Here is a 12,116-nt window from a genome sequence, read left to right on the forward strand (position 1 = left end):
TAAGAATTACCATTCTATTGTCTCATTTTTCTCAGACTTCTTTGCATATTGTTTTCGTCTGAGCTGGTAAATATATTGGGATTCGTTCGATTTCATGGCATCCAGAATCAGGCGCGCCTGTTCTTCCGACATGTTCATGGCTCTCAGGCTTTTCAAAAGCTGCTCTCTCTTTGCCGCCTCTTCCTGCTCGAAACCCTCGGGTTTTGGTTCTGGCTGTGAGGGAGTTGGCTGATTTTTGCTTGACTCATTTTTTGCCTGCCTTCGTTCATCACTCTTATTTGATGGCTGTTCTATGCCTGAAAATCGCTGTTTTAAAATTATATAATTTGATCGGGCAAGTGTATTTCTTGGTTCGAGCCGAAGCGCTGTTTTTAGATTTTCGAGCGCAGAAGCGGTATCTTTCTGAGAGACGAGGATCAAGGCAATCTGGCAATTTGCAATGGAGGAGATTGTTTTGTCATTTACTTTTTGTAAAAGCTTGTAATGATACAAAGCATCGTTCAGTTTTCCGGCCTGGTAGTAGGAGTGCGCCATATTCAGACGTGCCGCGGGATCGGAAAAAAGCGAACCATAAGTAATCTGATGGTATAGCTTCGATGCATTGATATATTGCTTTTTATCATAGGCCATCTCGGCACCGATTTTTCGTTCATTCGTTTTAGTAATAGAATCAAACGTACGGTTGTCCCACAGCAAAAGCAGTAAATATAGTAGCAGGGCATTCATAGCGATTCCGGTTAGAGCGCAAAAATAATAATAGTTCCTCAGAGTCGGAATGTTCCGATTGTAATTAAAACATCCATCACTAATAAAAACAGCGCAGCGCCCAGGAAATAATAATATTTATTACTGACAACGGTGACGGTCCGTGTATCGACGAGTGTGCCGTCTGCGTTATTGATATCGGCGATCATGCGGTTTACATCATTTTTTTCATTGTTTAACTGATAATAAAAACCTTTTGCATTAGCAGCCAGATTTTGCAGAAAGTCATCATCAAGTTTGCTTATTACCAGATTATCCCTGCTGTCTTTCAGCGGTTTTCCTTCAGAAGGTATGCTGCTCCCATTTTTTGTACCGATCCCTGCTACATACACCCCGATACCGAATCTTCGAAGATTATTGTACAATGAGCCACCGCAATCCGTCTTGTTTTCGCCATCAGTAAAAATTACCATCATTTTGGAACGGCCGGAAGGATCGTCACCGTTGACCAGTTTTTTATACGCCAATTCCGCAGCTCCGCAAATATTCGTACCGCTGGAGGGTAAAAGGTTGGTTTGTAAGCTTTGGATAAAAAGGTCAAGTGCAGCAGCGTCATAAGTTAACGGAACCTGTACAAAGGCGTCGTTGGAGAAAACGATCAGGCCAATTCTGTTGGATCGCTGATTCTGAACAAAACGATTTATTTCAAACTTAACCTTTTCAAGACGGGAAGGCGTCACGTCGGTTGCGTCCATTGATTTAGACAGATCAACCAGCACATAAATATCTTTTCCTTTTGATTGCAAAGCCTGATCTGCCTCTCCGAATGACGGGCCTAGCAAACTGATGATAAGCAATGCGAAGGCAATTGAACGTAAGAATAATTTTAAGATTAAAGTTCTGGCTGTCGTATTCAGCTGGCGTGCCACACGAATCGTGCGAATAATGAAGGTTACGTAAGCAAGAATGAAAAAAAATATAAAAAAATATTCAGTTGTTTCAAAGGGGTAATTCCAGTTCATAATGAACGTTTTGGCTAATTAAAAGTTTTCCAAAAATAGACATTAGAAGCTTGTGACAAAGATTTTTTTTCTAAAACATTTGTTTTTCTGATTTGCAACCCGCTATATTTGCAACCCAGAACGGAAAGACGGAGGGATGGGTGAGTGGCTGAAACCAGTAGTTTGCTAAACTGCCGTACTCGCAAGGGTACCGCGGGTTCGAATCCCGCTTCCTCTACACTGTTTCTCTTTTAGCGGTCATCCGCACGTTTAGGGTTGTTGAAATTTGACGAAATTAAAGATCAGCAACAGGGCATAATGACTCGGGGAGTGGCGCAGCCCGGTAGCGCATCTGGTTTGGGACCAGAGGGTCGCAGGTTCGAATCCTGTCTCCCCGACAATAATTCAGTGATCAGTTGGCAGTACCATTGAGTAATTTGATTACTTGCTGCATACCACCAACTGTTTTAGTATTACAAGGTCCCGTAGCTCAGCTGGATAGAGCAACTGCCTTCTAAGTAGTAGGTCTTTGGTTCGAATCCAAACGGGATCACCACATTGTCAAGCACTTAACGAAATTCGTTAAGTGCTTTTTTGTTTAGCAGAATGACTAACACCGGATCCCAATCAGCTCTCCATCGCTGTACAAATTTCGATCAGGAAGCCATCAATATCTCTGACATAAGCAACCGTCTGACCCCAGGGTTTTGTTTTAGGTTTTTCAACCAGCAACGCCCCGGAATTCAGCGCATTTAGCAAAGTTTTCTCCACATCATCAACAGCAAATCCAATTTCGATTCCGAAAGGTTTTGAGGTTGTATTACTTTCTATAAAGCCGTCGGAAATATTTGAAGTTGCTAAACTCATTGATGCAAAGGAAAGCGTGGTATCACCTGTCACCAATTCGGCATAATCTTCATCCGGAGAAATAAACTTGCGGTAAAAACCAAAAGCTGTTTCGTAAAACAAGATTGAAGCGGATACATTTTTGACATAAAGAATTGTGTAAGCAAATTTGATCATGATAATAGATTTCGATTAAGCGGAAAACGATTAGCTGTTTTACAAAGGTAAGGTTACAAACTAGCATCGTCTGCTATCCACACTGATTAATTGCTAATAGCTTTAATTTTAACAAGTAAACAATTGGTCATAGAGATTTGATATAACGAGCAACGTCAGGGATATTGGCCGAATGTGAAAAACTTTTTATAACAAAACTTAAAATGATTTAAATACAAATAAAATGCTTTAATTTGTAGGTATGTATGAACATATTAAATCGTTTCTAAACGCTTTTTAATTCAAGGATGAAAATCATGTATAGAACATCTGGCCTGATCTTTGTTTTTTTGGTTATGCTTACCGTTGCAAGAGGGCAGGACCTGCTGAAATTTGTAAATCCGGAAATCGGAACGGCGCATAGCCGCTGGTTTTTTTATACCCCGGCCGCTGTCCCTTACGGACTTGCAAAACTTGCACCATCAACCAATGGCCATTATGGCAATCCGTCAGGCTGGGAAGCGGTAGGATATGATACCAGGCATAATTCAATAGAAGGTTTTGTAAATTTTCATGAATGGCAGATCGGAGGTGTAAGTTTTATGCCGACAACCGGTAAAATCAAAGTTCAACCGGGTGATCTTGACGTAAGTTCCAATGGATACCGATCTGGATTTGACCGTAATAACCAAGTATCCGAACCTGGTTATTACAAAGTATTACTCGATGACTATGGTATAACGGCGGAACTCACTGCTACTAAACGCGTTGGTTTTCACCGCTATACTTTCCCGGAAAATACCCAGTCACATATCATTTTGGATATCGGAAATAAACAAGGGGAGAGCGGTGAAGTTATTGATGCAAGTATTGAAATGATTGATGAAAGACGATTTGAAGGCTACGTGGTAACGTATCCAAAATATGTTCAATTGTACGACCCGCAGGGGAAAATAACGATGTATTTTTCGGGTGAGCTGAGTAAAAAGCCGGATTACGTTGGCGCATTTAAAGGCTCTGAATTAAAAGAAAATATGTCGTCTGTCAAGGGAAAAGGGGCTGGTTTGGTTTTGAATTATTCAACAGAGAAGGGCGAACAGATCGAAATAAAAGTTGGTTTATCCTATACTTCCATCGAAAATGCCAAAGAAAACCTGATAGCCGAAGCGGCGGACCTCTCCTTTGAAAAAGCTAAAAATAATGCGCAGGATATATGGAGGGGAGAGCTTGGGAAAATTGTTATCAATGACAGCAACGAACAAAATAAAATCAAGTTTTACACGGGATTATTTCATGCGCTGCTGGGCAGGGGTATAGCAAGTGACGTTAATGGCGCTTATCCCAAACATGCAGGAACGTCCGGCAAACTGATCGCTAATGGAAAATATAAACGCCCGGAATTTATGAATACAGACGCAATCTGGGGTGCATTTTGGAATATCACGCAGCTTTGGTCATTGGCATATCCGGAATGGTACGGCAATTATGTAAACACGCAGCTTCAATTATATAAGGATAAAGGCTGGCTGGGAGATGGGATCGCGAACAGTGAGTATGTGTCGGGCGTCGGAACCAATTTCGTAGGCCTCGCCATAGTTGGGGCATATAATTCCGGGATTAGAAATTATGACGTTAACCTGGCCTATCAGGCGGTAAAGTCTAATGAACTTAACTGGAAGAACAGAAAAGAAGGTTCTGGAAAAATGGATACAAAAGTTTTTACAGAGCGTGGTTTTGTTCCCTTTATTGAGGGAGAAAAAACAGATTCAACAGGCTCCCAATTTTCAGCTTCCCATACATTGGAGTACAGTTTCAGCGCATTTGCAGCTGCTCAAATGGCAAAAAAATTAGGCAAAAAGGGAGATTTCGAAAAACTGATAAAGTATTCTGATGGATGGAAATTAATTTTTAATCCGAAAAATAAGCTAATGCATCCGAAAGGTATTGATGGCATGTTTATCGACAAATTTGATCCGTATCAGCCTTGGCGAGGTTTTCAGGAGGGGAATGCGGTTCAATATACATTTTATGTTCCTCACAATCCAGCTGGCCTGATTGATGCAATTGGGAAAGAAACCTTTAACAACCGGCTGGACAGTATCTTCACCGCCTCTGAAAAGGCAGGGTTTGGCGGTGGAAAGGTGATAGATGCGTTCGCGGGCATCAAGTCAATTTATAATCATGGAAATCAACCGTGTCTGCACATAAGCTGGTTATTTAATTTTTCGGGAAGACCTTGGCTTACTCAGAAATGGACCCGCTCGATTTGTAATGAATTTTATGGCACAGAGCCGATTCATGGATACGGATATGGCCAGGACGAAGATCAGGGACAGTTGGGTTCCTGGTATGTACTTGCGTCGCTTGGTTTGTTTGATGTAAAAGGATTGACAGATGCAAGACCTATTATTAAATTTGGCAGCCCGTTATTTTCAGAATCATTAATTCGCCTGGGAAATAATAAACAATTGAAGATCGAAGCTGTAAATAATTCAAAAGAGAACATTTATGTTCAGTCTGCTGAATTCAACGGAAAAAAACTGGATAATTGCTGGCTTTACCGCGACCAACTTATGAAAGGAGGAACGTTGCATTTTGAAATGGGAAGCCAGCCAAATAAATCGTGGGGTGTTCAAGTTCCACCTCCATCTGCACAGTAAATTTTAAGGTATAGATCAATTCAAGGCCGAAGACGTGATATTCCAAAATATCACGTCTTCGGCCTTTGTCTTTTTTATTTCGAAATAATCTCGAATAATTGTTGAAATACAGATAAAAAATAACACTGGAAAATATTGTAATTTATTAATTATCAGGCATTTGATTGTTGGTTTCAAATTTGTAATTCTCCCGCTTTATCCTAACAATAACGATATGGCAAAAAATGAAATTTTACTCCGGATTTTCTCTTCGCGCAATCCTCCATAAACAAGTACGAACACCTGTCAGGCTAAATCGATTATCAACTCACCTTCACTTACTCGTATGAAAACAAAATTTCTAACACTGACTGCCTATTTTTTTGCTGGCTTGACTGCCTCTTTTTCGCAGGCTCCCGGGGCAAGTTATAACACAAGCGATTTCAAACTGCAAGCGGCAAAAGTTTACTATGAAATGAAATATGATGCATTGGTTTTTGAAATCAGTGTAGAAGGCCAGGCCGGCAGGACAACACCAAAGCCTGTTGGAAGTATGCATGGTGCGCCGGTACTTGCCTATGTTTTTCCTACCACATTAAAATCAAACGATATTGGGTTTTCAGCTACTGAAGGCATCGTTGCCATGGCTTTGACCTCTCATCCTGATATGGACGACACGCCACTTTGGGATGAAAATATTGATGGGAAATATGATAACGATGGAATAATCTGGCACGCGCACTGGGTTGTGCTTACAAAAGATGAACGAGTTCCTGGCGGACTCAGCGTCAAGGAATTCAAAGACGGAGACAAGTCAGTAACGCTGCCCAAAACAGCACCGGGTATGCCGATTTTTTTCGATTCTCCTGGTTTTAATGTCATCAAATCAGGCAAAGAAATTCGGGTGCTCGTTCCATCATTCAGGATGAAGAATCAGAGAAATTTCAAGTTCGATGCGGTAAGCTGCTATATGGAAATGAGCCACGGTGAAAATCATGATGCTTCCAAAAAGCCAATTTTAGGTGTTTACAATATTTATGGAGTGCTTTCGGGTAATTTATCACTTCCATATGCTGTTACACAAAAACTAGCAGAATCACAGCAAGTTCATTAGGAAACAACTTACGTTTCTCAACGGATTTTTTAGAGGTTTTACGTTAGAAAAACATGTCGCAAATGCCCCTTGATAATGTCAGTTTCACACAGGTTGCTACTCATTCGCCTCTTTTATTTTTGACTTTTCAAACAATTATTAAACGACATGTATCATGGAAAATAGAATTGTTTCGCAAAAGATCACACCCAACCTATGGTTTGATAACAACGCAGAAGAAGCGGTGAGATTTTATGTTTCCGTTTTTGGAAATTCACAAATCGGTAGAATTACAAGGTATGGAAACCAAGGGCAGGAAATCCATAAAATGCCGGAAGGGACCGTTATGACCATTCAGTTTAACATTGAAGGGCAGGAATTTGTTGCATTAAATGGTGGTCCCATTTTTCAATTTAGCGAATCGGTTTCATTCATAATCAACTGCGAAACGCAGGATGAAGTTGATTATTTTTGGGAAAAACTCTCTGAGGGAGGTGATGTCAGAGCGCAGGAATGCGGTTGGCTGAAAGATAAATTTGGCCTGTCATGGCAGGTTGTTCCAACCATTTTAACCGAACTTATGCTGGATAACGATCAGGCGAAGGCTAATCGAGTAATGGCTGCTATGTTAAAAATGAAAAAGCTCGATATTCAGACATTGAAAGATGCATAACGAGGTTAGTTCATCTACCGACTTGATTTCAGGACGATTCTCTGATTTAGAATTGTCCTGAAATACTCGTAATCACGTGCTTATGCAATCCGTTATTTCAGATCTATCCGCAGGATAAAAATGCGTTGGAAAAAACGTTTCGAGGTCTTTGCTCATCCATTGCCGTAACTTTCGATATAACGCTGCATTGAAGATGCAAAAATTTCCTTCGCATTTCCGACCAGGTTCTGACCTTCAAAAGCACCATACATAGTGTCAAATTCCAGATTTTTTGTTTTATCAAAAAACGACAGAAATTCTGATTTTGAAAGTAAGATATGGTTGGGAAAACTATACATCACAGAAACATAACGTTTGCTTTTAGAGATGTATAATGTGTCTCCGCTCAGAATTACGCCTTTGTCCGAAAAACCAGGTATTTTCAAAATGCAGCTTCCCGGAAAGTGCCCGCCGGTATTGATTATTTCGGAATCCGCGACAGACATAGAATAACCTTTCCAAAATTTTAAATAATCACTTTTGTACATTACCCAGTTTTTGTCGTTTTCGTGAATGTAAATTGGACAATTAAAATTTTCTGCCCAGACATTCATGTTGCTGTAATAATGAGGATGCGAGAAAGCGATTGCTTTCAGGCCACCTTTTGATTTAATAAATGCAGTCGTAGCTTCATCGAGAAGTGGAATACAGTCCCACAAAATATTTCCCGAAGGTGAAAGAACCAGAAAAGCACGTTGTGTAATCGCGAAATCAGGAATTATTTTCAGGGTATATAAGTTCTCCCGGACTCTGGTTGTTTTAGTACAGTACTGCGCTGACAGACTTTCCAGCTCAATCCATACCTGTCCCAACTCGGTAATATACTGCCGGTCGTCGTTACAGATCGTACAAAGTTCAGGAAGTTTTTGATCGGCGGGATATTGTGTTCCGCAGGTTTTACAAACAGGCTTGATAGGGAAGTCCATCATTTTTAAAGTTTTTAAACCGGACATTTTCTTCGATATATCCTGAAATAAATACAGTTTAAAGATGGAAAACAAATCCTGTTACTGATTGTTTTTAATATGCCAAATCACCTTCATCCTTCTCTGCAAAAGTTCTAAATAACTGATTAATACCACAAGAGCATTGACTTATACCGTTAACGGTTTTCCCCGCCAGACTACCTTTGTCATATTAGAAAAAACAGACCGTTCTGTTTTCCGAAGAATATGAAACAAAGGATTATCAAGCCACGAGAACGTGTTTTAGAAACGGTTTCAAAACTGTTTTACCAGCAAGGATATAATGCTACGGGAATCAACCAGATTGTTGAGGAATCGGGCGTTGTAAAATCGAGTGTTTACCAGATTTTCGGTTCGAAAGAAGAAATTGCCATTGCTTATCTAAACGAACGACATGATTTTTGGTTTCAGGGCTTAAACACATTTATTTCTTCGTCGCAAGGGATCATGTCCAGGCTAATGGCTGCTTTTGATTATATCTGTTTTATGAATAACAAAGAAGATTTTCAGGGTTGCGCATTCTTGAATTTTCTTTCCGAAATACCGCAAGAAAACGTAGCGATCCGCCAGGTTATAATCCGGCATAAAACAGATCTTCGCTATTTTTTTCATACGCTGCTGCTCGATACCGGAATCGATCCCAACTATATCTACATTCTTTTTGAAGGTGCTATACTGGAAAGTAAACTTTTCCGGGAACAATGGCCCGTTGATACTGCTAAATCAATTATTCAATCAATTTACATCAAACAAAATGGAGCAAAAATTTCCTTTACCGCCGTTTAATTTTGAAACCGCAAACCTGAAAGTCCAGCTTGCGGAAGATGCATGGAACAGCCAGGATCCAGTGCGGGTTTCACTGGCGTATACCGTAGATACGGAATGGCGCAATCGTTCCGAGTTTATAAACGGGCGTGAAAATGTCGTACAATTCTTATCCGGAAAGTGGCAGCGAGAACTGGATTATAAATTGAAAAAAGAACTTTGGGCTTTCACCGGCAACCGGATTGCAGTGCGGTTCGAGTATGAATACCACGACGCAAGCGGACAATGGTTTCGTGCATATGGTAACGAAAACTGGGAATTTGATGAAAATGGGCTAATGAAAAAACGATACGCCAGTATCAATGACCTTGCCATTCAGGAATCGGAGCGCCGGTTATAATAAGTGCACGGATGAGTGGGAAAGGCTGAGTTGTGAAAAACATTCAAAATTTCACTATGCCAGTCAGATAGGGACGGCCGGGCCGAAAATCATGAGACTAAAGCTTCGCTACAAAACATGACTGGCCCGAAAATCCTTACCGGACGTTTGAGGTTGAGATATTTATCAGGAAACCCAGATACGGTTAAGGGCAAGGGAAAACCGGCGGAAGAATGTTCAGATTTTTTAAAAAGAGCATTATGCTGCAAGGTTCGGAGTAAGTAGAGTTAAGTTTGATTTTGAGTGGGTTATCATCTTAGAGTCAAATTATTAAACGTATTTATAAGTAATGAAAATAAATTGAATGACTTTCAAAAAAACAGCATAGCACAGGATAGTTGACGCGCACATGTTTGTTTATATTGCCCAAAAATTGTACATTTATTTAGTCGATTATTTATATTGTATAAAAATTGGATGTAGTTCACGGGTGATTTTAATATGCGGAAAACTTCGTTTTTTTTATTCATTGCGGTGTGCCTTGTTATAGCATTTCAGTGCTGCACCAGCAATTCTTCAAATCAACCTAAAGAGGAAAAAGTACCGGAGCGGATAAGTTACAATTTTGATATCCGCCCGATCCTTTCCGATAAATGTCTTGCCTGTCACGGCCCCGACGCCAATAAAAGGGAAGCTGGACTAAGGCTTGATCTGGCTGAAAATGCTTTTCAGGCCTTAAAGGAAAATCCCAAAGCACACGCGCTTGTGGCTGGAAAACCAGAATTATCGGCGGCTTATCTCCGGATCACATCCAAAGATACAGCTCTTTTAATGCCTCCTCCGTCTTCAAATCTGAAACTTTCCCAACATGAAATCAATCTGATCGAAAAGTGGATCAAGCAGGGAGCAAAATATGAAAAACACTGGGCTTTTGTAGCCCCGAAAAAGCCGGCAGTACCAGAAGTAAAAATGACGGACTGGCCAAAAAATGAAATTGACAATTTCATTTTACAAAAACAGGAAGAGCAAGGTTTGAAACCAAATCAAGAAGCGGATAAAGAACGTTTATTGAAAAGATTGAGTCTTGATCTGAACGGATTGCCGCCAGGGCTGCAGATGATGGATGAATTTCTCGCCGATACAAGCCCGGCAGCTTATGAGAAAATGGTAGATAAACTGCTGAGAAACGCGGCTTATGGAGAAAAAATGGCGCTTCACTGGCTTGATCTGGCACGTTATGCAGATTCGCATGGGTATCAGGATGACGGCTACCGGACACAGTGGCCGTGGCGTGACTGGGTTATCCATGCTTTTAATAACAACATGCATTACAATGATTTTGTGACCTGGCAAATGGCCGGTGATCTTATGCCGAAAGCTACGAAGGAACAATTGCTGGCAACTGGTTTTAACAGAAATCATAAAATCACGGAAGAGGGCGGCATTATTCCGGAAGAATACCGGATCATGTACGTTACCGACAGAAACGATCTTTTTGGCAAAGGGCTGTTGGGTGTAACGCTGGAATGTGCACATTGTCATGACCACAAATACGATCCGTTTTCGCAAAAAGAGTATTACCAGATGTTCGCATTTTTTAATAATGTCAAAGAAGTTGGTATTGAATCTGTGATCGGTGGGCCGGAGACTTACGCGAAAAAACCGTTAATGGAGATCAGTAATGAGGACGTAAAGAATATTTTAACTTTTGTCAACAAACAGGATACCAACAGATTGATCGTGTCGGTGATGGGCGATCTGGACACTACCAGAAAAACTTATGTATTAAAACGCGGCGTATACGACGCGCCGGGAGAAGAAGTGCAGCCTGGAACGCCAAGTTCTATTTTACCTTTCAGCAATAAGTATCCAAAGAACCGTCTGGGGTTGTCGCAGTGGCTGTTTGATAAAAAAAATCCGTTAACTGCCAGAGTTTACGTCAACATATTATGGCAGGAATTCTTTGGAAAAGGTATTGTAAAAACTTCAGGTGATTTTGGTATGCAGGGCGAGCTTCCGTCACATCCTGCCTTGCTCGACTGGCTTGCTTCTGACTTTATGGAGCATAATTGGGATATTAAACGTCTTGTCAAACAGATGGTTACGTCCGCGACATACCGTCAGTCAGCTGTTGTTACCAAAGATAAACTGGCGGCAGACCCGGATAATATTTTGCTTGCACGAGGACCCAGATACCGTATTCATGCAGAATTCATCAAAGATCTCGTCCTTTCTAGCAGCGGTTTACTGAACAAAACGATTGGCGGCCCAAGTGTTAAACCCTACCAGCCTGCGGGTTTATGGGAAGGTGCTACGTCTGGTCGTGGGCTACTTTCGGTTTATAATCAGGATCATGGCGGAAGTCTGTACCGGAGAGGAATGTACACTTTAATAAAACGCACTGTTCCGCCTCCGACGATGGGGATTTTTGATGCTAGTAACCGCGATTTATGCGAAGTGAAAAGATTGAAAACTAACACACCTTTGCAGGCCCTGGTGATGATGAACGATCCCGCGGTCCTGGAAGCTTCGCGGGTTTTGGCAGCCAAATTATTACAGGAAAAAACAGAGTCAGAAGCTAAAATTGTCAAGGCATTCAGACTGATCGTTTGCCGGACGCCAAGCGAAAAGGAAGTAGGTGTTCTAACGGCCTATTATAACAAAGAACTGAAAACGATCAAACCTGAAGCTGCAAAAAAAATGGTGGCAATAGGGGAGTATCCAATTACAAAAAATATTGATATCAAAACGCTGGCTGCGCTTATGCGTGTAGTCTCTACGATCTATAATCTGGAAGAAACGATTACGAAAACTTGATTAAGGGATAATTGAGGAACATAGGTATCGTAAGTTTT

At 41.0% G+C, this 12,116-nt stretch carries 10 protein-coding genes and 3 tRNA genes; 9 read left to right on the top strand and 4 right to left on the bottom strand.

Annotated elements, in window-relative coordinates; genetic code table 11:
- Positions 1-6 precede the first annotated feature (6 nt).
- On the bottom strand, positions 7-726 hold the full coding sequence (locus BMY70_RS19640; protein WP_090337997.1) for a tetratricopeptide repeat protein: 720 nt from the start codon (positions 724-726) through the stop codon (positions 7-9).
- A 38-nt stretch (positions 727-764) separates the two neighbouring features.
- A complete protein-coding gene (locus BMY70_RS19645; RefSeq protein ID WP_090337998.1) occupies positions 765-1,727 on the bottom strand; it encodes a vWA domain-containing protein in 963 nt (320 codons plus the stop codon).
- Positions 1,728-1,857: 130 nt separating this feature from the next.
- Here BMY70_RS19645 and BMY70_RS19650 point away from each other — a divergent pair.
- From BMY70_RS19650 to BMY70_RS19660, 3 genes are all read left to right on the top strand, one after another.
- Positions 1,858-1,944 (top strand) — tRNA-Ser (locus tag BMY70_RS19650).
- Between the two features lie 86 nt (positions 1,945-2,030).
- Positions 2,031-2,104 (top strand) — tRNA-Pro (locus tag BMY70_RS19655).
- Positions 2,105-2,185: 81 nt separating this feature from the next.
- Positions 2,186-2,262 (top strand) — tRNA-Arg (locus BMY70_RS19660).
- 71 nt (positions 2,263-2,333) lie between these two features.
- Here the strand turns inward: BMY70_RS19660 and BMY70_RS19665 are convergent.
- Positions 2,334-2,729 carry a VOC family protein gene (locus tag BMY70_RS19665; RefSeq protein ID WP_090337999.1) on the bottom strand — a complete coding sequence of 132 codons (396 nt, stop codon included), beginning with the start codon at positions 2,727-2,729 and terminating at the stop codon, positions 2,334-2,336.
- Between the two features lie 296 nt (positions 2,730-3,025).
- Between BMY70_RS19665 and BMY70_RS19670 the strand changes: the two genes are divergently transcribed.
- The 3 genes from BMY70_RS19670 to BMY70_RS19680 all read left to right on the top strand — a co-directional run bounded on the left by BMY70_RS19670 (position 3,026) and on the right by BMY70_RS19680 (position 7,113).
- Positions 3,026-5,368 (top strand): GH92 family glycosyl hydrolase, encoded by a 2,343-nt coding sequence (locus BMY70_RS19670; protein WP_229209692.1) that lies wholly within the window; start codon positions 3,026-3,028, stop codon positions 5,366-5,368.
- Between the two features lie 325 nt (positions 5,369-5,693).
- Positions 5,694-6,461 carry a hypothetical protein gene (locus BMY70_RS19675; protein ID WP_090338001.1) on the top strand — a complete coding sequence of 256 codons (768 nt, stop codon included), beginning with the start codon at positions 5,694-5,696 and terminating at the stop codon, positions 6,459-6,461.
- Positions 6,462-6,615: 154 nt separating this feature from the next.
- Complete coding sequence (locus BMY70_RS19680) at positions 6,616-7,113, top strand: VOC family protein (protein ID WP_090338002.1); 498 nt, start codon at positions 6,616-6,618, stop codon at positions 7,111-7,113.
- A gap of 152 nt (positions 7,114-7,265) precedes the next feature.
- On the opposite strand, the gene BMY70_RS19685 is transcribed toward BMY70_RS19680, so the two are convergent.
- Positions 7,266-8,081 carry an MBL fold metallo-hydrolase gene (locus BMY70_RS19685; RefSeq protein WP_229209693.1) on the bottom strand — a complete coding sequence of 272 codons (816 nt, stop codon included), beginning with the start codon at positions 8,079-8,081 and terminating at the stop codon, positions 7,266-7,268.
- 243 nt (positions 8,082-8,324) lie between these two features.
- On the opposite strand from BMY70_RS19685, the gene BMY70_RS31565 reads away from it, so the two are divergent.
- The 3 genes from BMY70_RS31565 (at position 8,325) to BMY70_RS19700 (ending at position 12,078) form a co-directional block, all read left to right on the top strand.
- Positions 8,325-8,903, top strand: coding sequence for a TetR/AcrR family transcriptional regulator (locus tag BMY70_RS31565; RefSeq protein ID WP_177197079.1), 579 nt, complete (start codon positions 8,325-8,327; stop codon positions 8,901-8,903).
- Positions 8,872-9,282 (top strand): nuclear transport factor 2 family protein, encoded by a 411-nt coding sequence (locus BMY70_RS19695; protein ID WP_090338004.1) that lies wholly within the window; start codon positions 8,872-8,874, stop codon positions 9,280-9,282. The genes BMY70_RS31565 and BMY70_RS19695 overlap by 32 nt, the downstream gene beginning before the upstream one ends.
- Positions 9,283-9,762: 480 nt before the next feature.
- Positions 9,763-12,078, top strand: coding sequence for a PSD1 and planctomycete cytochrome C domain-containing protein (locus tag BMY70_RS19700; RefSeq protein WP_090338005.1), 2,316 nt, complete (start codon positions 9,763-9,765; stop codon positions 12,076-12,078).
- Positions 12,079-12,116: the final 38 nt, after the last annotated feature.

Origin of the sequence: Dyadobacter koreensis, from assembly GCF_900108855.1 — a bacterium.
GTDB classification, from domain to species: domain Bacteria; phylum Bacteroidota; class Bacteroidia; order Cytophagales; family Spirosomataceae; genus Dyadobacter; species Dyadobacter koreensis.